At 34.3% G+C, this 21,921-nt stretch carries 17 protein-coding genes and 1 tRNA gene; 8 read left to right on the forward strand and 10 right to left on the reverse strand.

All coding sequences use genetic code 11. The features are described 5' to 3' along the window. Positions 1-79: 79 nt before the first annotated feature. Entirely contained in the window at positions 80-901 is an 822-nt protein-coding gene (locus BST92_RS03030) for a hypothetical protein (protein ID WP_245910853.1), read from the forward strand. Here the strand turns inward: BST92_RS03030 and BST92_RS03035 are convergent. The 4 genes from BST92_RS03035 to BST92_RS03050 form a co-directional block, all read right to left on the reverse strand. Then, complete coding sequence (locus BST92_RS03035; protein WP_105070127.1) at positions 885-3,899, reverse strand: CHAT domain-containing protein; 3,015 nt, start codon at positions 3,897-3,899, stop codon at positions 885-887. The genes BST92_RS03030 and BST92_RS03035 overlap by 17 nt on opposite strands. 11 nt (positions 3,900-3,910) lie before the next feature. Then, complete coding sequence (locus tag BST92_RS03040) at positions 3,911-5,515, reverse strand: T9SS type A sorting domain-containing protein (protein ID WP_105070128.1); 1,605 nt, start codon at positions 5,513-5,515, stop codon at positions 3,911-3,913. Between the two features lie 97 nt (positions 5,516-5,612). Beyond that, positions 5,613-6,362 (reverse strand): tetratricopeptide repeat protein, encoded by a 750-nt coding sequence (locus tag BST92_RS03045; RefSeq protein WP_105070129.1) that lies wholly within the window; start codon positions 6,360-6,362, stop codon positions 5,613-5,615. 1 nt (position 6,363) lies between these two features. Beyond that, a complete protein-coding gene (locus BST92_RS03050; RefSeq protein WP_105070130.1) occupies positions 6,364-6,903 on the reverse strand; it encodes an RNA polymerase sigma factor in 540 nt (179 codons plus the stop codon). Positions 6,904-7,010: 107 nt separating this feature from the next. Between BST92_RS03050 and BST92_RS03055 the strand changes: the two genes are divergently transcribed. From BST92_RS03055 to BST92_RS03080, 6 genes are all read left to right on the forward strand, one after another. Beyond that, positions 7,011-8,345, forward strand: coding sequence for an OmpA family protein (locus BST92_RS03055; RefSeq protein ID WP_105070131.1), 1,335 nt, complete (start codon positions 7,011-7,013; stop codon positions 8,343-8,345). A gap of 3 nt (positions 8,346-8,348) precedes the next feature. Next, entirely contained in the window at positions 8,349-9,533 is a 1,185-nt protein-coding gene (locus tag BST92_RS03060; protein ID WP_105070132.1) for a hypothetical protein, read from the forward strand. Between the two features lie 15 nt (positions 9,534-9,548). Then, positions 9,549-10,808 (forward strand): hypothetical protein, encoded by a 1,260-nt coding sequence (locus tag BST92_RS03065; RefSeq protein WP_146105089.1) that lies wholly within the window; start codon positions 9,549-9,551, stop codon positions 10,806-10,808. Positions 10,809-10,830: 22 nt separating this feature from the next. Next, a complete protein-coding gene (locus BST92_RS03070) occupies positions 10,831-11,322 on the forward strand; it encodes a hypothetical protein (RefSeq protein WP_105070134.1) in 492 nt (163 codons plus the stop codon). Positions 11,323-11,327: 5 nt separating this feature from the next. Then, complete coding sequence (locus BST92_RS03075; protein WP_105070135.1) at positions 11,328-11,891, forward strand: hypothetical protein; 564 nt, start codon at positions 11,328-11,330, stop codon at positions 11,889-11,891. A gap of 255 nt (positions 11,892-12,146) precedes the next feature. Further along, positions 12,147-13,010, forward strand: coding sequence for an OmpA/MotB family protein (locus tag BST92_RS03080; RefSeq protein ID WP_105070136.1), 864 nt, complete (start codon positions 12,147-12,149; stop codon positions 13,008-13,010). Between the two features lie 75 nt (positions 13,011-13,085). On the opposite strand, the gene BST92_RS03085 is transcribed toward BST92_RS03080, so the two are convergent. From BST92_RS03085 to BST92_RS03095, 3 genes are all read right to left on the reverse strand, one after another. After that, positions 13,086-15,935, reverse strand: coding sequence for a M16 family metallopeptidase (locus BST92_RS03085; protein WP_105070137.1), 2,850 nt, complete (start codon positions 15,933-15,935; stop codon positions 13,086-13,088). A 118-nt stretch (positions 15,936-16,053) separates the two neighbouring features. Then, positions 16,054-16,302, reverse strand: a complete 249-nt coding sequence (locus BST92_RS03090; RefSeq protein WP_105070138.1) for a YgjV family protein — start codon at positions 16,300-16,302, stop codon at positions 16,054-16,056. Between the two features lie 78 nt (positions 16,303-16,380). Next, positions 16,381-16,453 (reverse strand) — tRNA-Met (locus BST92_RS03095). A gap of 210 nt (positions 16,454-16,663) precedes the next feature. Between BST92_RS03095 and BST92_RS03100 the strand changes: the two genes are divergently transcribed. Continuing rightward, positions 16,664-17,128 (forward strand): ferritin-like domain-containing protein, encoded by a 465-nt coding sequence (locus tag BST92_RS03100; RefSeq protein ID WP_105070139.1) that lies wholly within the window; start codon positions 16,664-16,666, stop codon positions 17,126-17,128. A 44-nt stretch (positions 17,129-17,172) separates the two neighbouring features. Here the strand turns inward: BST92_RS03100 and BST92_RS03105 are convergent, their stop codons facing one another. Genes BST92_RS03105 through BST92_RS03115 form a run of 3 tightly spaced genes read right to left on the reverse strand, consistent with a single transcriptional unit; the run spans position 17,173 to position 21,921 of the window. Further along, positions 17,173-17,352: a CPXCG motif-containing cysteine-rich protein gene (locus BST92_RS03105; RefSeq protein WP_036579954.1), complete on the reverse strand. Its 180-nt coding sequence runs from the start codon at positions 17,350-17,352 to the stop codon at positions 17,173-17,175. Further along, on the reverse strand, positions 17,349-18,713 hold the full coding sequence (locus BST92_RS03110) for a TolC family protein (RefSeq protein ID WP_342747825.1): 1,365 nt from the start codon (positions 18,711-18,713) through the stop codon (positions 17,349-17,351). Before BST92_RS03110 ends, BST92_RS03105 begins: the two co-directional genes overlap by 4 nt. Further along, positions 18,703-21,921, reverse strand: a complete 3,219-nt coding sequence (locus BST92_RS03115; protein WP_105070141.1) for an efflux RND transporter permease subunit — start codon at positions 21,919-21,921, stop codon at positions 18,703-18,705. The genes BST92_RS03110 and BST92_RS03115 overlap by 11 nt, the downstream gene beginning before the upstream one ends.

Consider the following 21,921-nt stretch of genomic DNA (forward strand, 5'->3'; position numbering starts at 1 on the left):
TTATAAAAATAATCTATTAGTCAGTAAAACTGATTGCAAATGGATAGTTGTAAATTTGCAGACTTTATAAATTACTATATTGAAATATCTTTTCTTAATATTTATAGCCTTTTTAGGATTTAACAGTGTTGCACAGCAAGAAAACGCCGCTCAATCCACAAGTCGCAAAGGAGACTTTTATGTTTATTGGGGTTGGAACTTATCTGCATATAGTAAATCAGATATTACATTTTCAGGCGACAACTATGATTTTACTCTTGAAGATGTAGTTGCTTATGATCGTCAATCTGATTTTGACCCTAAAAAATATCTGAATCCTGGTAGCATTACCATACCACAATACAATTTTAGAATAGGATATTTTATAAACGACAAGTATAACATCTCTATAGGAGCAGATCATATGAAGTATGCTATGCTAAGAGATCAAACCGTGCGTATTAATGGTCGCATAGACGATACCTCTACCCTATATAACGGCGTTTATGATTATGAGGAAATATCGCTAGATCGCTCGTTTTTACAGTTTGAACATACTGATGGGCTTAACTATGTTAATATAGGATTGCGTCGCATGGACCATTTGTGGGATTATAAATTCTTTAGTCTTCAAGCGGTCACTGGTCTTGAAGGAGGAATCATTATTCCTAAAACAAATACTAAATTATTAGGTCGCCAGCGTTATGATGAGTTTCACGTATCTGGATATGGCTTAAGTGCCGTGCTAGGTCTTAATTTTGAGTTTTTTGAGCACTTCTTTGTTCAAACAGAATTAAAAGGTGGTTATATCAACATGAATGATATTAGAACTACTGCTGACACTTCAGATTCTGCGAGTCAGAGTTTTCTATTCCGTCAAGTGAATATGGTGTTTGGCGCGCGTTTTAAGTTGTGGGATTAGTTTTATTACGCTTTCGCGAAAGCGATATTAACACAAGCACCATCACAATTATTAAACCTATGGCTAGATAATAATACCAGGGTGTGGGAAAATTAATAGGACTGGTGTCGCCTGTAATTATAAATCCTGCCCAATAATAAGGATGCTTTAAATCTTCTTCTACCTGGTTTTCTAAGTAATCTTGTTTGGCCTTTTTAAGCGCCAGATCCTTGCGATCTCCATCCTTAAGATAAGTATAAAAGCTTTTCATAATAATAGAGGTCTCTCGATCTGGAACGCGCCATAAACTGGTGAGTGTAGAACGTGCACCAGCATATTGAAACGCTCGAGATAGACTCAAAGTACCTTCAATAGGATCCACTTTTCCATAAGCTGTGTTACAAGCGCTAAGAGTAACTAGTTCAGAATCTAAGTTAAGGTTGTAGATCTCATTAAGTTTTAAATAATCTTCATCCTTGTCTCCTTGGAAAAGTAGTTTACCTTCATTGTCATTTTCTGGATTTACCACAGCATGCATAGCTAGGTGATGCATGTTGTAATTAGGAGCCTCATTTAAAAAGTTTTGTTTAGTTGCATTTGCGGCCTCCATATTTCTTGAATTAAATATTTTATTAATATGGGAAGTCTCTTCTTTTGCATAGGGCAATTCAAGTCTGCCTGATCTAACAAGAGTTTCTGCTATGTGATTACGCTTTTCGTTATAATCAGGTCTAAAAACAATTGCTTTAAGAGTTTGATTTTCATTGTGTTTACTAACAGCGTTTATGGATGTAATATAACTTCCTACTTGTTCAGGACTAACTAGGTACTCCACTGGCATTGGGTTTAATGCAATATCTGGGATTATTTTTATAAAGTTTTTGCCATTTGTTTTAGAGGTAACTGTTTCAGATAAAAGATTTTGTTTTTTAAAATTGAAATCTGAATTTCTACTATGTTTTAATATGTTTTCATAGTCTTTTTTTGAAGCCACGTAGCATATATCGATATTATTTTTGGTAAGAACGAAAGCGTAGATATCCTTTTCATCACTATCTAGTTTTATGATAGCATCACTTTGATCCATGTCTTTTAAAAAGCTATCCATATCTAAATCGGTATTTTGTACCATATGGAAGTTTGGAGCTTTGACACTTATAGAATCAACTAAATTTTGTAACTCTCTTTGGTGCAATGCGTATTGAGATTCCCAAAAATCAGTATCACTATCTAATGTTTTATTATTTAATCTTTCTAAGTCAATTTGAATTTGATTTTTTAAATATTCTAAAGTTATTCCTAAATGGGAAATGTCGTGTTTTTTTAAAAGATCATTAATACTTAGTTTTTTATGAAGTAAAGGCTGTTGAAGTTCTTGAATACTTAATAAAACCATTTTTAAATGATCTTTGGTCAGTTTATTGTTTGTGTATGCTAATCGTAATAGGTTTTCTTTTATTTCATTTTGAACTTCAATATCTTGATCACTTGGTTGATTACCGATATAACTTTTTAGTATAGCAGATGCCAAAAAATACAAAGGCAATACCTCAATGGTGTGTTCAGGATTTTGCTCATTATAACGCTTAATGGTATGTGCTATTTTTAGACAGTCAGAAACGTTTTGGGGTATACCGTTCACTTTAGAATAAGCATCGCGGCTAGTATTTATGTCGTAGCCGTTAATATTATAAGATTTAAATAATTCTTTTAGACCTCTATCTGCTTCCTTTTTTGTGCCATAATTCAAAGCATATCGTATTTCATAACCTAACAGAATTCTATCTTGACTTATTTGAGATATTTTTTCGTTGTAAACAAAAAATTGATCTAAATAGAATCTAAGTTTTTCTGGATCTTCTTGCTTCTCATAATACATTAGAAGTTTGTTAATACTAAATAGAGGATGAGTTTGTTGATCAGTTTGTGCATCATCCACCAATTTAATGGCTTTTTTATACCATGCAACTGCTTCTTTACTATCTCCAAATTTACGGTACGCATATCTTGAAGTTATCTCACTTAAAATACCCAAACATTTATTTTCAATATAATGTTTCTTCTCTATCTCCTTAAAATTACTGTTTTTTTGAACCAAATTATTGTGGAATAAAGCTTGACGATACATACTGTCTATTTCTTTTTCATCTAATTTTTGCTTAGATCTAAATTTTCTAAGGCAGTAAACTAGATTTGCATAATTATCTACAGGATGGTAGAAGGCTTTGAAGTGATTATTATAGAAGATAGCTTTATCCTGTTGATTATTAATAAAATAATATTCCGATAGTTTAAATGCTAGGTTTGATAAATAATAGTTAATTTCAAAATCGTAGTACGCATTTTTTGGAGTTGATGAGTTTTTTTTATAGTTGGATACAGACTCAATTTGACTAATAAAAAAAGGTTCAGCTTCAGCAATCCATTTTTCAATAGCAGCAAAATCGCCTAGTTCTTGATATATAGAGTATTCAGAACTCATGGCGTTAAGCAAATACTGTAAATATTGTATACTCTGTTCATTTACTTCAGAAAAGGATTCTAGTTGCTTGCTTGCTAGATCTTTTTGCGGTCTTACGCCTTCGTAAAGAGCTTTTCTTAAAAGACTATTGTCCAAAGAATATCGAGAAATAAAATGATAGTCAGAAAGAAGCTTTAAAGTATCGGTTTGTGAATATGACTTTTGTAATAAAATAACTTTTTCTAATTGACTTAGTGACTCATCCATCTTTAGATTTAATCCTTTGAATTGAGCGTCATATCGGTAAAGTCTAATTAAGAAAGCCGTGTCATGTTTTTTAATAGAATTAGTGATTGATAATGCACTATCTAATTTTTGACGAATTTGTTTATTTGAATATTTTGTAAAGTCAATAGTAGTTTCTTTATAAAGTTTTTTAGCTTTTTCGAGCTCTTGAGAAACTTCAGTTTTTAGTAATTCTTTTTCTACCTCTTTTTTCTCACAACTACTAATTAGTATGAAGATAAAGGTGATTAAGATGAGTTGACTTAGTTTCATAAAATAGATCACTATTCCTTTATAAATTTAATAACTTCTTTTCTTTCAGCCAGTTCTATTTCTATAAAATATAAACCCTTAGAAAAATCAGTTATAGAAATGGGTTGATCACTACTATGATTTTGCTTTTTGAAAACCTGCTTCCCTATAGCATCATAAACAGAAAAGGAAAAAATATGATCAAGACCCGTGATATAAATTTCATTTAAGGCAGGATTAGGATATAGATTTATCGCTGTTAATTCCTGTTCAGCCTCATTAAAGGTGGCAGTTCCATAAAACTGACCGTAAATTTCAAATTCACCGTTTACCATCATGCTTTGAGTAGAAGTGTCTTCGGCTTTGTAAACCGTAAGTAAAGCACCATCTCCATTACTGACTATTCTAGGTTGCGTTGCGCTTCCTGCAGCAGCCACAGGCGCTTCAGATACTCTAAGTAAATTTGCGCCTACGGTTCCCGTTGAAGATACGGAGCGCATAAATATTTCTCTTTCATTTCTATCACTAAAGAATGGATTAGCTTGAAAAACAACATAAAACATATTGTCTGCTGGCAACCACTCAACGTGAGGAATCACTGCATCTAATCTGGTATCGCTGCCACCTACTTGACTTATTTCAAATTCAGGCACTAGTAGGTTCATAGCAGCATCGTAAATCACTCCAAAAACGTCATATTCTCCTGCAGTAGAATTATCTGCTTCATAAACAAACAGATAAGAATTATCTATAATACTATGAGCTGCTCTAACCGATTTATTTACAAAACCTGAATTATCTATTGCACCTCTATTACTCAATCGTACGGTATTACCTACGACACCTGTTTGACTTACTATTGTTGCATAAGCCTCTTCTTCATTTGTTATAGGAGAAGTGACATAGGTAACAAGATATTCATTAGAAAGCGGATTAAATATAATGTCTGGAATTGACCCATTAGTTTGCGCACCAGCAGTGATTGAATTGGTGATATCAAAAGCATTCCCTAATAATACACCTGTATTAGAGATTCTCTGACCCGTAATTTCTACTCGAGCAGGCGTTGTGCTGGTCGATAAAATCCTAGAAATAAATATGGCCAAATATTCATTCAAATTTGGATTATAAGCTATTGCTGGAGACCTACCATCTTCATTTGCAGCCGTAAAACTTATTCTAAAATCGGTAGTATTTAAAGTCCCATCTTGGTTAACGATTACTCCATAAGCTTCAGTTTTATTACTATTAAAATCACCTTGATATACGACCAAATAGTTATTGTCTGTAGTATTAAAAGTTATTCTAGGATGAAGATTACGGCGCTGATTATTTCCTAAGTTTAATGAAGATATTAATATGTCGTTACCTTGAATATTACCATTGAGGTCTGTAAAACGACCTATTATTTGATTATTGTTATTTACAACTCCATTTTGATCAGTATCATCGCTATCCCATACTACTAGGTAATTTTGAATTGTAAAATTATAAGCTAGATCTGGAAAGTCAACTTCTGTAATTGTACTGCCAAATCCACCAGCATCACTAATTCTAAAATCATTAGGTCCATAGAATTGTGCACTAGAAAATTGAATGGCAATAAATAAAAGTAAATAGGTTGTAAAGTTCTTCATGAGAGGTCATTTTCCTCTTAATGCAAACACGTTTGTAAAGGTTAACATGTTTGTAGATATTTTTTATGTAGTTCACGCTTTCGCGAAAGCGAAACTTCTACAAATCTTCTAAACTTAATAAAAGCTCTCTAGCCTTAACGTAGTTGTAAGACTCGACTTTAGAAATTCCCTCCAGAACAGCTATACTTTCTTGTATTTGATCATTCTTCAAATATGCCAAAGCAAGATACCATCGGGATCGTGCATAAAAATCATCTTGTACATTCTGATGTTGTTTGTATAAAGAAATGGCTTTTTGCGTATTTCCCTTTCCTAATTGAGCATTTGCATGATAAAAGAGGTACATGCTTTGTTGATCTGTTTCATATAACTGTTCAAACAATATAGCTGCAGTGGTATAATCTTTTATTTCATAAGTATAAAATGCCTTACTTATTAAGTCTTCTTTGATTTCTTCACCGCGCTCTATACCACCCATTACATTCCTGTATGGTTCGTAATTAGATTCAAAAAGCTCTAATGTTGTAATACTATTACCGAATAGATTCAATGAAAAAATAATGATAGCAGCAGCGGCTACAGCTGGAATTAAATATTTAAAAACACTAGTCTTTTTAGTTATTGTAGAACCTTCAGATGCTGGTTGATTTACTTTTCTTTCTTGTTCTTGTAATAGGTTTTTGAGTTTTGATTTTTTCTGTTCTAATGCAATTGCCCTTATATCTAGAGACTCTTCATAAAGCGCTTTAAATGCAGGGTCTTTTTCCAGACGATTTTGAAATTCTATAAACTCAGCTTGAGAAGCTCGATTATGAATCACGTTTTGTATAAGGGTAAGGGAATCCATATTAGTTTTTTGTGAGTTCTTTAAGTTGCTTCATGCAGCGGCTTTTTTGGGCTTTTACTGTATTTTCACTAGTATAATTTTCTACGGTCATTATTTCTTTAATAGTTAGGCCGTCTAAGTAAAATAGTGAAATGATATTTTTACAACGTTCTCCTAGTTGATCAAATGCCACATGTAGGACTCGTTGATTTGAAGTTAAGACTTGCTCTTCCAGATCTAAATGTGTTATTTCTTCTTTTATGTAGGATAGATCATCAAGGTTAACAGTGTTTTGATCTTTTCTTAGAACCTCGTAGATTTTATTATTTGCAATGCCAAAAATGTAGGTCTTTAAACTGCTGGTTAGTGATTGTAATTTTCCAGAGGCTGCATTCTCAAATAAAATTACAAAGGAGTCTTGATAGATATCTACAGCGGCTTCTGGATCGACTCCTTTTTTCAAGGCATATCCTATAAACTCTTCTCGATACAGACTGTATTGTTCCTTAAAAAAAGCAGCCTCTCCAGATTTTAGTAATTCAATAATAGGTTGGTTTTTCATAGAAAAGTCACGTCTAGAGCTTCAGTAAAATTACAAATATCTATGCAACTGTGTTAACCTTTAAAGATACAACTCATTAAAAGGCAACAAACTATTACGATCGAATTATGAAAAAATCAATACAATGGATGTGCATTATCGCTTTATCCTTCTCCACAGTTGCAAACGCGCAACTATTTAAAAAACTTAAAAAGAAGGTGGACAAAAAACTTAAACAAACCGAACAAAAAATAGAACAGAAAGTTGATAAAAGTGTAGATGATTTATTATTCTCAAGCGACTCAACTACCACTAATTCCACGAGAATCAGGAATGACGAATATCCTACTATGGAAGATGCTCCTATGGGAATGGATCAAGACCAATCTATAAATCAAATGGATGTTCCTTCTCAACAAGAAAATCTTTTTGAATCGTATACTAAATATGATTTTATACCAGGAGCTGATCTTAAAGTCATGGAGAATTTTACAAGCACTTTTATAGGGGATTTTCCTTCTACATGGAATACTGATAGTAGTGCTGAGGTAGTAGAAATGAATGCGCAACCTGGTAAATGGCTACAAATAGGTAATGGGTCAAAAACGCTGGTTATGAATGACATCATTGATAACTGGCAAGAAGATTTTACTCTTGAATTTGATATCGCTCATGATTTCCCTCAAGAGTCTGCATTTAAAAGGCATTTTGATATCATTCTTTCAGACCTTAAAGATGCAAACTCTTATCTGTCTGATGCCTATGAAGGCAAAGCCTATACTTACCTAAGAATAGGTGCTGGCGGTGGCAGTGGCTACGGAATCCTAATTAATAAAAAAGCTAAAACACCTGGTCTTAACGCTACTTCAAAAACTAGTTATGATGCTTTCTATAATCAGTCCATAATAGATAAAGTGCATCACGTCGCTATTGTTAAAAAAGGACTGCGCATCAAAATGTATGTTAATGAGGAAAAGGTGATTGATATGATGAGAGCCTTAGATCCAGCAGCAGTTTATTCCACGCTCAGATTTGGAACTAATATATCTCCTGATGATCAACATTTTTACATTAGTAATATCAAGTATGCTGGTGATGTCGAAATCCCACAAAGTTTATTTAAAAACGGTTCTTATCAGGCACACGGAATCACTTTTGATACCGGCACTACGATTATAAAACCTGAGTCTGCTGGAGTATTGAAAAGACTTTCGCAAGAAATGGCAAAATCATCAAATACTTATGAAATTATAGGTCATACAGATACTGATGGAGATGAATTAATGAACCAGCAACTCTCAGAAGAACGAGCAAATGCTGTAAAATATGTTTTGATCCATCAATACGGCGTCGACGCCAGCCGATTGACAACCTCAGGAAAGGGAGAAAATGCACCAATTTTTCATGGAGAAGATCCTGTTTCTAAAGCTCAAAATCGCAGAGTAGAAATTAAGCAATTATAAATCATGAAAATATTCTTTACCACTTTACTGGCCGTATTGCTATGCAACACGGTTCTGGCTAACGATAAATTAAAGGATGGCGTTTTTACTTCTCCACATGGAGAGGTCCATATTCTTAATTCAAAATCTGGTAATAAAGCTGTTGGACTATATAATCAATATGGGCATATTTTGTTATCGCCGTTTACCATAACAGGCAGAGGAACAATTTATACAGGCGCCTTCTCAAATAATTGCAGGAATGGACTGGTGTCATTTTCACCCAATTCGACAAATGGATGGAATGGCAACTATAAATGGAAAACTACCACAGGATTTAATAAGTGGGATGGCGGCTGGAATGGAACGTTACAATCAACCAATTTCCCTAATAATGAATTGACTAAAACCTTTCAGACTAAACTAGGAACAATGCAACTGATTCAAAACTCTAATGGTCGAGTTGCTGGGTTTTTATATACTAACAACAAAGAGTTTTATGTCTATGGAGATTATAAAAATAAGCAATTTAAAGGTTACATCACATCAGATGAGAATACCATAAAATGTAACACTGGATTTACATTATCATTTGATTGGAATCATGGGATTTATGGTACCGTTACTGTTCCAGGTTTTTCTAAACAAAATTTCAGAGGTTCTGAATCTAGAAATCTATTAGAATTAAAATTTCAAACAATTAAAAACTATGCCAATAAAGGCAGACCTAGAGATAAAGAATGGGGAAAAATTAACATCACAATGATTTTATATGATGATATAGGAACTCTTTTTACAAGAGATTTGTACACAGATCAAACCAGTAAAAGATATCAAGAAAATCAATTTTATGATGTAAATAGAACCGTCTCGGGAGATATCTTTTACAGTCTTGTAGGTCCAGCAGGATACTATAGTAATCCTCGTTTAGGATTTTCTTTTTCACACAGAAGAACTAGAGCAAGTAATGCAGAAGATCGTCTTAGATTATCTACTATATCACTTAAATCTATTCTAGAATACCTCAATTTTCAGCGAGATGCTTCCAGTTTTGTCAACGGTCCTGATGGTCGTAAAATTATTCCAGATTCAGATCATACTTTCTGGCTTACGGAGGAAAATGGAAAACGTACAGTTCGTGGTTATGCCTTTATAAAATATGACGATGACGATAAATGGGGCTATTTCTATACTCTAAAACTTAAATAATTAAAATCATACAACATGAAGAATTTAAAATATGTAATAATGTTAATAGCATTGACGATGGTCAATTGCGCTTTCGCGAAAGCGGAAACAAAAAACTCATCCTGTATAGAAACACTTGTAACGGACTGGTCAGGAACCTGGGACACGTCATTTGGGCAGGTAATTTTAAACCAGAAAAATCAATATGTAGTAGGAACTTACAGAGAATTAGGCGCCATTAGATCACTTACCACCATGGGAACAGCTTTTTATGGAGAGTTTGACAACAATGGACGCGTGGGCTATTTCAAATGGATTAAATCTGGTAATTCTTTTACAGGAACATGGGGATGGACTGCAAGCCACGAACAAGGCGTCTGGAACGGAACAAAAACTACCGATGCTGCCCAAAACTACATCAAAGGAAAATGGACTACGACATATGGTGAGCTAGATTTTATAAATAGCAAGACGGGCATTATGGTTGCTCATTATGGAAATAATGGTGGTATGGTATGGGGCAAAATGAATCATACTACAGGAATTTTTACTGGCAAATACAGAAGAAAACTAGGTGCTGTTAATGAAACTTGTTCTTTCATTTTTAAGAATACCACGTTCCAAGGTAAATTCAATAATCGTGCTTACGGTAGCTGGAATGGACATCGTAAAACGGCTAATATTTCTACAGCAGCTGCGGCTTCATCAACGGTTGGCAATTCAAATAATATCCTAAAATTTAAAATCACTTTGAACACTTTTAAATGCAATAAATCAGACAACTTGCGAAATCGAGAAATAGGCTCAATGAATATTTTTTTTAGGTTACAAAATAAAAATGGGAGCTATGAAACATCAGATGAAAGTTCATTATCAAACCCTTGTTATAATGGGTATTGTAAACTTTATAGAGATAACAATCCAAATAGATATGCCGTAGGTACAAATACCGATGTGCAAAATTACTTAGTCTTTGAATATCAAGAAAGCGATTATAAGAAAAGCTATATTGATTTTCAATTCTCAGAGGAATACCCAGGAATACAACGTGTTAAAGAAGAAAACGAGATTTATCTACCTCAAATTTTAGATTTTCTGACAGGTAAAACAAACGCTTCTGATTACCCATTAGTATCGGGACATAATGGTCGCCGAAGGATTCCAAACACGCACAATTCCTTTTGGTTAGAAACAGTAGGAAACAAAAGATATGCAAGAGGTTACTCTGACGTAAAAGAAGTTAATAAAGGGAAAATAGCATTCGGCTATCACTATACCATTGAACTAGTAGATTAATAAAAATAAAAACCAACAAATCATGAAAGTACTATTTATAACCATCACATTACTATTCACAACTTTTTGTTGCGCACAAAGAATAGATGGAAAACTACTCATAAACAATTCCTCAAAAATTGAAATCAAGCTCAAAGATGGCAACGCAGTGGAACTTTTTAAACAATTCAAAATAGGCACCTACCAAGTGAAATTTATTTTTGAAGGCAAAGGACTTCCTTTAGATGAACAAAACCGTCAAGTAGCTTTAGTAGAATTTGAAACCACTCTTTTTAAAGACGGAAAACAAATTGGGACTGTAAAAAGAAAGCCTATGCCGTTTTTCCCTGGTGAAATGCTAGAGCCAGTAGAATCTTTTGACATCATTCATTTACTTTCTAAAACAGGAAGCAAATTATCCCCATCTGCCTATCCAGGTAAAGTACCACCAGGTAAGTATGAAGTGCAAATCTCAGCAAACGTGATAGGTGGTAAAGGAAGTATAGCGCCTATTTCAATAATCATTTTTATATAATTAACATGAAGAATCTATCGTACCTAAGCATCATTCTATTAATATTAATAGGTTGTAAGCAAACTAACACATCAGATGATGTCTCTTTTGATTCAGGTAATGCTGTAACGAGTACAGATCGATATGATGGTCCATTATTAAAAGTCAGTGATATTCCTTATGCCTGTGATCATCTCAACGTAGAAAATATTAAAAAATGGTACAATCTGGAAAAAGTAGTATGGCTGGCAAAACCGAGTAATCAAGGTCTTGAAAATTCATGTAGCGCAGCTTTTTATGCTGGTTCAACAAATACAAATGTGAGCATACAAGTTTATGACTATCGCTCCTTAGAAGATTTGAATACTGATATACAAATACTGAATAAAATGAATTTTGAAAAGCTTGATATATTTAATTATCCGGCATACTGGTCTGGTGGTGAAGTATATCAAAAGGCACTAACCGTCTTTTATAAAGGATTGAAAATTGTGGTCACACAACCTGCTAGAGATTTTTTTGATGAAGCTACCCATAGAAAAAGATCTATTATAATAGCAAAAGAATATCTAGAGACATTTCAAAACTAGAATTATGAATTCAATATTTATAAAGTAGGCCTATAGTTTTTTGGTGATGAAATTTTGTTTTAAATACGCTTTCGCAAAAGCGTAAACTACATCATCACTAGTACATTTTAAAAGTTAAATCTTTAAGATTTTTAATTACAAAAGCATAAAATAGTCTTAAATAAGCTTTTTATTTTATCATAATAAATCCAATTTATTGATTTACTCGTATCACCAGCATGAGTCAAAAAATCAAATAAATCAAAAATGTATATTATGAGAAAATCAAATTTATTCATAGCGGTAACTGCCGCTGCAGTACTAGCCAGTTGTGTATCTAAAAAGAAATATGTCGAATTAGAAACTAATTATAACGATACCAGATCAGAACTTCAAAAAACTAGGGTTGCAAAGGAAGATCTTGAGAATAAAATGGAACAAATAGAGATGCGTGTAGAACGTTATAATGCTAAAATAGCATCTCTAAAATCAGATCAAGATGGTATGATGGTATCCACTGATGGAGGATCATTAGTGCTATCAAAAAATAACAAAAAGGCGATGCGCAAAACATTGCAAGATGTGCCTGCCGCAAAACTTGCTGGAGCAACTACCTTAAAAGATTCACTTAATATAGCCATAGCACACAACATCGCAAAAAAGATGGGCTCTACCGCTAGCGATAAAGATCTTAACGTATCCATAGAGGAAACAGTAGTAATGATCAATATAGATGATGACCTTTTATTTAAAGATAGTAGCTATAGAGTAAGTAATGATGCCGATGAAATTCTAGCTAAAATAGCTGAGGTCGTTGCCTCTGAACCGTCATTAGAAATCCTAGTAGAAGGACATACAGATAGTCGCACGGTAAAGCAAGGTAGTTACATTAAAGATAACTGGGATTTAAGTACAGAACGTAGTGCCGCTATTGTTAGAAGGTTGGAAGAAAAATTTGGCGTTGCTCCAGAGCAATTAATAGTTGCAGGTAGAGCTAGTTATGACCCTATTGTTGCAAATGACAGCAAAGATAATATGGCTAGAAATCGCAGAACACAAATCGTTATCATGCCTAATTTAGATAAGTTTTTTGCGATGTTAAATAACAACGAGCAACTACTTAGCGAGAACGATAAGTAAAACAATAACCATCCAATTTTAAAAAGGCTCTCTATTCCTAGAGAGCCTTTTTTTTATAATTATTCTTAAGTATCCTTACTTTTTAAGTTCTGTTGTATCTGGATTAAGTAATATAGGTGCTCCATACCCTAAATCCTTCATGCGGTTCATTTGACTAGCCGCATCACCTACGATTAAATAAATCATTTGATCAGGATTTAAGTAGTCATTAGTCAGTCGTTTTACGTCTTCTATAGTCATGTTTTCTACTTCTTGCTCGCGTTTCTTAAGGTAGTCCTTATCAAAACCATATGAGCTCATATTGTCTAACATACCTAGTTTTGCAGATGCTGTTTCTAGTCGGCGAGCGTTACTTTTTATCATATAGCTCTTAGTCACTTCTAAATCTTCTTCTGTAAAACCTGCACCATATTGCTCTATTATTTCTTTTACCAAAGCTGCAGATTCATAAGTCACATTAGTACGCACACTACTGGATATGCTAAAAGAACCTGCAAGATCAGTTCCACCGAACCTAGAACCTATCCCATAAGTATATCCTTTACCTTCACGCAATTGTTGAGTTAATTGAGAAGCAAAACTACCACCTCCTAGACGATAATTCATTACCTGTGCAGCATAGAAATCTTTATCTGTCACTTTTAAAGCAGGATATCCAAAGTTAATGACCGACTGCTTTGCACCTGGCACATCATAAAAATAAACGGCTGCTTTCTCAGGCCTGTTGACTTCGGGTAATTCTGGGAAGACAACATCTTTACTTGGCCAAGATTCATTTAAAGATTTTAAGCTTGACGCTGCTTTAGATTCATCAATAGCACCCACAAATTTAAAGGTGGCTAAATTTGAAGCTATATAATTATTATAATAATCTTTTAAATCTTGAATAGTAATTGATTGAACACTTTGTTCTGTACCAGCACCATTTCTAGATAAAATATTATTCTCGCCATACAGTAATTTAGAAAATTCGTTTGAAGCGATAGCATTAGGGTTTGCTTTACGTTGCTCAATCTGACTGAGAACATCTTGTTTTAATAAATTAAATTCAGTCTCGTCAAATCGTGGTTCTAAAATCATTTCTTGAACTAGCGCCATTGTTTTATCATAGTTGCGCGCAAGAGTCGTACCTGCAACAGTGATAGACTGGTCACCAGCATAAAAATAAATACTAGCACCTAATGATTCAATAGCGTTTTCTAACTCTTCTGGTGTTTTAGTAGCTGTACCACGCATCATTAAATCTGCAAGTAAATTTGAAACACCAACTTTATCGATATTCTCTAATAGCATTCCACCTTTAATATCCATACTAAACTCGACTAAAGGAACTTCATTGCTAGTAATACCGTAGTATTTCATACCAGATGATAATTCATCTTGCCATACATCGGGAGTTTTTAAACTAGGAGCTTCTCCATAAGACGGTTCTACAGATCTATCAAAAGTTGATGGCGTTTTCTCATATGTAGCTTTAATGCTCGCGTCAAAACTCTCTTCGGCGCCAGGAATAATCTGCTCTTCAACAACCTCAGCAAGTGTAGAACCTGTAAGGATTAAGTCTTTTTGATCACGAGGCACAAAGCTAGTAGCGATATAAGGTTTTCCCTTTATATATTTCTCATAAACACGCATAACATCTTCTCGTGTCACGTTCAAAATATTCTGAACATCTTGCGACACAAAACCAGCATCGCCAGCAAACATTTCATATTGCGCTAGCTGGAAACCTTTCCCTAGCGCACTACTTAATCCTCTATAAAAACTTGTTTCTTGACCAGCTTTAATACGTTCTAAATCTGCTTGAGATATACCATCTTTTTCAAATAAAGCAAAACCTTTATCCAATGCAGCAGCAACACTATCCAGTGCAGTTCCATTAAATGCGTTTATAGAAATTGTTGTTTCACCAGCTAGTTCAGACCCATAATTATACATGGTTACATTACTAGTTAATTGTTCTTGGTCCACCAGCATTTTATTAAGAGGAGCCTTTTTACCAGATGAAAGATACTGTGTTAAAATATCTAGTGCATAAGCGTCTTTATCATAATCTGCAACTGTAGGCCATGTGTATGTTAATTGAGGAACTCGAGCAAAGTTATCTTCATAATATAACTTTTTTGTTGCCTCAATAGTAACGGGTTGCTTTGCTAATGGTGCCACTTCTTCTCCTGCAGGAATTTCATCAAAATATTTATGTACCCATGCTTTAGTTTGCTCCATGTTAAAGTCACCAGCGATAGTCAATACGGTATTATTAGGCGTGTACCAGCGACGATAAAATTCCTTTACATCATCTAATGTTGCATTCTGTAAATCTTCTAGTGAACCTATCACTTGCCAATTATATGGATGATCTTTAGGATATAGATTTTTACCTACCACGTATCGCACATGACCATATGGTCTATTATCTACGCTTTGTCTTTTTTCATTTTTAACGACCTGTTTCTCCTTAGCAAGAACAGGATCCGTAACTGTGTTGACAAACCATCCTAACTTATCAGCCTCAGCCCATATCATTTTTTCTAGCGCATCTTTAGGCACCGTTTGGTAATAATTTGTACGATCTCGACTCGTAGATCCATTTGCACCAGATCCACCTATACGAGCACTCATTGCATCTAGTCCACCTTTCCCTAAGTTTTCAGATTCCAAGAATAATAAATGTTCAAAAAGGTGTGCAAATCCTGTACGACCTTCTTTTTCTCGCGCACTACCTACGTGTACAGTAAGCGCTACAGCAGCTACAGGATCTGAGTGATCTTGATGTAAAATAACGGTAAGACCATTATCCAGCGTCATTTTTTCAAACGCAACATCTAATGTCACCTCATCATTATCTTGGGAAACTACCTTGTCATTCTTACATGATAGTAAAAAAGCAACCATACATAAGGCCGCAAAAAATCTGATATTCATGGTTATTGATTTAAGGCCATGAAGTTAATCAAATCTCTTATTATCTATGGTTAAGATATTGAAATTTGGTCATCTTTATAATTACGCTTTCGCGAAAGCGTAACTAAAAAACATACTTCTATTCTTGAGCACTATCTTCACTAGCAATGACCTCTTTTTTAATGAATAAGTAGTAAGCATTAATCAAAATGATTGCAAGGTTAGTAATTACAACCGGAATACTATCTAGCATAAATCCATAGATTACAAAAAGTAAACAGCCTAAAGAATTGAACCAACGTAGTTTTTTGAGGTCTTTGCGTGTAAATGAGAATAGCAATACGGCACTAGCTGCATAGCCTATGAATTCTGTTAGAGTAATGTCCATGGAAATAATATTAAAGCTGTAAAGGTAGTTTTAAAGAAACAAAAAAGCCGATTCAAAAATGAATCGGCTTTTACTTAGTAGCGGGAACTGGACTCGAACCAGTGACCTTCGGGTTATGAGCCCGACGAGCTACCTACTGCTCTATCCCGCGATGTAACGTTTTGTTATTCTTGGCTTTTAACCTTCGAGTAATAAGCTCGACAAACTATCCGTTTTTATGGATGGCAAATATACATCTAATTTAGAGTTCTCACAAGAAGAAATCTTAAGATATTTATAAATCATGTTAAGCTCTTCTCAATTGAGGTGATATTAAGAACTTAAGCAACTCTTATATAGTATCTTAAATAAAAAAATCAATATGAAAACTACAGTCCAAACAGAGAAATATTTAAACGATTTACTTGAAAAAACCTATGATGCCCAACGTGGATATGCTAATGCGGCAGAAATTACTGAGCATGCACAGCTTAAAAGATGGTTTGCAGAGCAAGGAGCAAGAAGGACACATTATGCTGCGTCTTTAACTAAAGAGTTGAAAGCAATGAACCAAGATCCTGAACTGGATGGAAGTTTTAAAGGCGATATGCACCGTGGATGGATGAACTTAAAAGCGGCTTTAAGTATCAATAAAGACGAAGCTATATTAGAAGAGTGTATCACAGGAGAGAAGAAAGCTATTGAAGAGTACACTGCAGTACTAGAGAACAAATCTGAGTTACCACCTACAGTAGTTTCTATACTAGAAGCACAGAAAGATGAGATACAATCTACAGTGAATACAATTAGACGATTAGAAGATATTGCAGATGATCACAACCTGTAATCAAAAAGAATAGTCAATAAAAAGCGGTGTAAGACCGCTTTTTTTTATTGACCTATTTCTCTAGCTTCAAAAGAAGTTAATTCTCCGTCATCAAATCCTACCTGTAACTCAATGGGATTACAACACACTTCACAGTCCTCTACATAAGTTTGAGAGTATGCAGAATCTAATAGCATAGATATTTCTTGCCAGCAGTGTGGACACATGAAAAAATGTTCTATCATAAAGGCATGTTTAAAATTTGCCCTACTAGCTGTAGTAATTGATACTCTGCAAGTTTTGCATCATATTTTGCCAGATTTTTAATAGTGACCGCGTTTAATAGATTAAGTTGTGCCTGTCTAAATTCTACACTACTTACTTGACCTATTTTAAACTGTTCTTGAGTACGGTTAAAATTATCATCGTTAGTAAGGACGTTTTGTTCTTGCATTTTATAAATAGCTAGTGCATTTTCATAATTTCCTTTTGCATTTGCAATATCACGAGCGACCTCTTGTTCTAGCTGGCTTTTAAATAAAGCTTCATTTTTATAGGCAATTTTAGCATTACGTAAATTATTTAAGGAACTTCCTCCATCAAAAATATCCCAAGTCAAATTTGCTCCAACGGCTATATTTGCACTAGTCCTGGTAGTGGAAGGAAAAAATGCTGTTGGTGGATTTTCAGATTGATTCCACCCATAAGAACCTGATAAGCCTATGCGCGGTAACAATAAAGCTTTTGTCGTTTTTATATCATAATCACTAATTTGTAAAGTACTTTCAGCTTGTAGTAAGCTAACGTTATTTTGCTTTACTTTTTCTAAAAAACTGTCAATTACCAAAATATTTTGGAAGGTCACAGTTGTATCCACCACATATTGTTGATTCAGGTCACGGTTTAGTAAAAGGTTTAAATCACGCTTTGTATTGCGCAATTGTTGTCTAGCATTTAATAAATTAATACTATCTGCATTAATATCTACTCGAGCATTAAGCACCTCAAGCTTATTTACTTGACCATAATCAAATTGATATTGGGCTCGTTGCTCACGCTGTTTTGATATTTGTAGGTTTTCTTGAAAAATCTTTTCATTCTCAGTTAACCTTGCTATCTCTAGATAAACACTCATTAATTGAACTGTAGTAGTTTCTATAGTAGACCTGGCTTGCAATTGACTTAATTGATATTGTTCTTTAAGTCGTTTAAAATTATATAATCTACCTAACCCATCAAATAAAGTATAATTTAAAGACAACCCAGCATTATACTGTGTGGTTTGTGCATTATTAATTTCTATGTCGTCTCTAGGCACACCATTACCGTCTAGCGCTCCATTAAAATCTGTTTTTGAATCATTCTCATCAATAGAGGCACCTGCAGTTCCCTGCAAACTAGGCAGGTAACCAGAATTTAATATACTGGTATTATTCTCTGCAATTATCTCAGAATTTCTTGCTATTTGGATTCCGTAATTATTTTCTAACATGAGCTCTACAGCCTGCTCACGAGTTAATAATGACGCGTCAGGTTGCTGTGCATATGCTTTCGCGAAAGCGAGATACACCAAAGCAATAAGACTATATATTACTTTATGCTTCATCATAATGCTTTTCTTCTTCTAGTTCTTGTGCGACACTTGTTAAATCTCTTTTTACTGCTTTTTTACCAGTACGTAACCAATAAATTGCTGCCTTTCCATTATTACCGAAACTGAGAAATAATGGTAACATAAGTAAGGTTAAAACTGTTGCCATTCCTATACCATAAGAAATTGAAATAGCCATAGGTTTTAAAAATTGCGCTTGTCTACTTTTTTCTAATAATAAAGGAGCAAGACCAGCTATAGTAGTAATAGAAGTTAGGAAAATAGCTCTAAAACGGCTCTTTCCAGCTTCAAAAAGTGCTTGATCAAAGCCCAGCCCTTCTTTAAGTAAAGAATTGAACTTACCTATGAGTACGAGTCCATCATTAACCATTATACCAATTAAGGCAATGATACCTAAAAGGGACAAGATATTTACCGGAAAACCATGTATCCAGTGTCCCCAACCTACAGCTACAAAGCTAAAAGGAATTAGCAAAATAAGCATAACTGGTTGTATCCAACTACGGAAGGTGAAGGCAATAACAAAATAAATAAGTAATAGAATTATAGGGCCTGCCACTGCGGCACTTTGGGAAAACTTATCTGCCTCACGTGCTTGTCCACTTAAATAATTAGGTGATATGGTCGGATATTTATTTTGTAGTTCTGGAATAATTTCTGACCTTATATTAGCTAATATATCTGTTGCACTGCCAGATGGATCTTTGAGATCTGCACTGATAAGCACTTCTCTTCTACCTTCTAGGTGATTGATGACAACGTCACCTCTTTCAATCGTATAATTTGCTATGTCTCTAAGTGGCACTCTATCACCTGATGGAGTTAATACTCTAAATTCATCAAGATCTTTTATACTATTACGATTCTCACGATCATAGCGCACCCAAACTCTAATCTCATCCTGACCACGCTGAAAACGTTGCGCCTCAGTCCCAAAAAACGCTGATCTCACTTGTGACATTACCGTTCTAGTGGTAAGACCTAGTGAATAAGCTGTTTCTTTGAGCTCTAGGTTAATCTCTTTAATCCCTGCTGGGTCATTATCTTCTATATCCTTAAGCAATGGATTGTTACTTAAAATCTCTTTAAACTCTGCTGTAGCGGCTTTAAGTTCTTTTATATCATTACTTAATAGTGAAACGGCTACTGGACTACCACCAAAGTTCCCACCAGAACCAAAGGTAAGTGTCTCTGCACCTGGAACCTCACCAACTAACTCTCTTAAACGATTTGCTACAATTTCAGAATTAACTTCTTCTGGTCTACTCTCTCCTGGTAATAAGTTAATTGATAAACTGGCTGCAGAAGATGATGTTTGCGACTTGATAATATTTTCAAACAACATTATTGTGTCACCGTACTCATCGCCTTTCAAATATTCTTCAGTTAATTGTTCATTTACAATCATTGCCTTTTTTTCAATAGAGTTGATAATAGAATCTGTGATAAATTCTGATGTACCGTTAGGCATTGCAAGATTAATACTTACCTGGTCACTAGATATTCTAGGAAAAAATGCTGTTTTAATAATCCCACCACTCATAGAACCAAAGGTTAATATAAGCGCTGCAACAAACAGAGCAAAGGTGAAAAACTTATTTGCTAATGAAAATCGCAATACTGGAGCATATAACCTATCTCTCATCCAGTTCATAGCTTTATCACCATAGTCATTTACAATACGCATTTTTTGAAATGCTTTAGCGAGACCTTTTTTAGGCTTATTGTTACGTGGTTGTAAAGCTTTAGAGTGAGCTAAGTGAGCTGGTAAGATAATAAGTGCTTCTACTAATGATACTAGAAGCGTTAAAATTACTATGACTGAAACCTCTCCAAATATGTCACCTATCCTACCTTCTAGAAATAAGAATGTTGAAAAAGCTAATAATGTAGTAATGATTGCACTTAATATGGGCGGAATAACTTCCATCGTACCATCTATAGCAGCTTGAACTGGCGACTTGCCATCTTCATAATGCTGATAAATATTTTCTGCAATTACAATTCCATCATCTACCAGTATCCCAATTACGATGATCATACCAAATAAGGACAATACATTAATAGTGACATCAAACTGACCAGCAAATATGAACATCCCTAAAAACGCTATAGGTAGCCCAAAAGCAACCCAAAAGGCTAATCGCGTATTGAGAAAAACAGAAAGAAATATCAATACCAAAAGCATACCTACTATTGCGTTTTCAGTAAGCAATGCTGTACGTTGATTTAAGGTTACAGATAAATCTCTTACAATGTCTAATTGAACATTTGTAAAACGCTGATTATAATCTTCAATATATAATTTTACTTTATCTGCTGCATCAATTAAATCCTCAGAGTTTGTACTAGTAACTGTTATAGTAACAGCTAGTTTATTGTCATAATAGGTTGCATTAGGCGTTTCAGAAAAACGATCTCTAATAATTGCAACATCTTTTAAGAGTACACTGGTCCCATCTGCCAGAGTTTTTACTGGGATGTAGCTTAATTCATTACCATAATATGACCTACTATTTGCCCTGATTAAATATTCTTCTTGATCTGTTTTAATATTACCACCTGTAGTAAGTATGTTTGAACTAGCTACTGCATTAGATATTTCTTCAAAACTTATATCATACCCTAGTAAGGTATTTTCATTAACTGCTATTTCTATCTCTTCATCAGGATAGCCTGATATCGCAATTTGCGAAATTCCGTCAATACCTCGCAGGTCATTTTCAATATCTCTAGCAAGTTGCTTTAAAGTTAAAAGAGGCACATTTTCACCGCTTAAAGCAAATGAAATAGTTGGTCTAGACTGTTCTTGTTTAGAAACCACTAATGGTTCCATACCTACTGGAAAAGAAGAAACACGATCTACTGCATTCTTTACCTCAAGAAGCATAAAATCAATATTATAGCCCTTAAGAATCTCAACTGTAATAGAGCCAGAATTTTCTCTAGAGGCAGACGTTACACGATCAATTCCTTCTATACCTTTAAGATTATCTTCAATTTTAAGTACTACACCTTCTTCTATCTCTTGTGGAGATGCGCCAGGATAAGTCGCATTGATATTAATGATTTTAGAATCTGTAAGTGGAAAGAAAGAAGATTTAAGAGAAAGCATCCCAAAAACCCCAAAAATCACAAACCCAACCACCACTACATTAACGGCGACACTATGCTTTATAAAGTAAGCTATAACTTTTCTCAT

It is taken from the genome of Nonlabens arenilitoris (assembly GCF_002954765.1).
In the GTDB taxonomy this organism is placed as follows: Bacteria; Bacteroidota; Bacteroidia; order Flavobacteriales; family Flavobacteriaceae; genus Nonlabens; species Nonlabens arenilitoris.

What these genes read in the sequence shown, in the direction of transcription:
- BST92_RS03075 (WP_105070135.1), top strand. Translation starts at nt 11,328, where the DNA reads ATGAAGAATCTATCGTACCTAAGCATCATTCTATTAATATTAATAGGT.
- BST92_RS03110 (WP_342747825.1), bottom strand. Translation starts at nt 18,713, where the DNA reads ATGAAGCATAAAGTAATATATAGTCTTATTGCTTTGGTGTATCTCGCT.
- BST92_RS03105 (WP_036579954.1), bottom strand. Translation starts at nt 17,352, where the DNA reads ATGATAGAACATTTTTTCATGTGTCCACACTGCTGGCAAGAAATATCT.
- BST92_RS03050 (WP_105070130.1), bottom strand. Translation starts at nt 6,903, where the DNA reads ATGAAAAACCAACCTATTATTGAATTACTAAAATCTGGAGAGGCTGCT.
- BST92_RS03080 (WP_105070136.1), top strand. Translation starts at nt 12,147, where the DNA reads ATGAGAAAATCAAATTTATTCATAGCGGTAACTGCCGCTGCAGTACTA.
- BST92_RS03100 (WP_105070139.1), top strand. Translation starts at nt 16,664, where the DNA reads ATGAAAACTACAGTCCAAACAGAGAAATATTTAAACGATTTACTTGAA.
- BST92_RS03035 (WP_105070127.1), bottom strand. Translation starts at nt 3,899, where the DNA reads ATGAAACTAAGTCAACTCATCTTAATCACCTTTATCTTCATACTAATT.
- BST92_RS03065 (WP_146105089.1), top strand. Translation starts at nt 9,549, where the DNA reads ATGAAGAATTTAAAATATGTAATAATGTTAATAGCATTGACGATGGTC.
- BST92_RS03045 (WP_105070129.1), bottom strand. Translation starts at nt 6,362, where the DNA reads ATGGATTCCCTTACCCTTATACAAAACGTGATTCATAATCGAGCTTCT.
- BST92_RS03040 (WP_105070128.1), bottom strand. Translation starts at nt 5,515, where the DNA reads ATGAAGAACTTTACAACCTATTTACTTTTATTTATTGCCATTCAATTT.
- BST92_RS03070 (WP_105070134.1), top strand. Translation starts at nt 10,831, where the DNA reads ATGAAAGTACTATTTATAACCATCACATTACTATTCACAACTTTTTGT.
- BST92_RS03090 (WP_105070138.1), bottom strand. Translation starts at nt 16,302, where the DNA reads ATGGACATTACTCTAACAGAATTCATAGGCTATGCAGCTAGTGCCGTA.
- BST92_RS03055 (WP_105070131.1), top strand. Translation starts at nt 7,011, where the DNA reads ATGAAAAAATCAATACAATGGATGTGCATTATCGCTTTATCCTTCTCC.
- BST92_RS03060 (WP_105070132.1), top strand. Translation starts at nt 8,349, where the DNA reads ATGAAAATATTCTTTACCACTTTACTGGCCGTATTGCTATGCAACACG.
- BST92_RS03115 (WP_105070141.1), bottom strand. Translation starts at nt 21,921, where the DNA reads ATGAGAAAAGTTATAGCTTACTTTATAAAGCATAGTGTCGCCGTTAAT.
- BST92_RS03085 (WP_105070137.1), bottom strand. Translation starts at nt 15,935, where the DNA reads ATGAATATCAGATTTTTTGCGGCCTTATGTATGGTTGCTTTTTTACTA.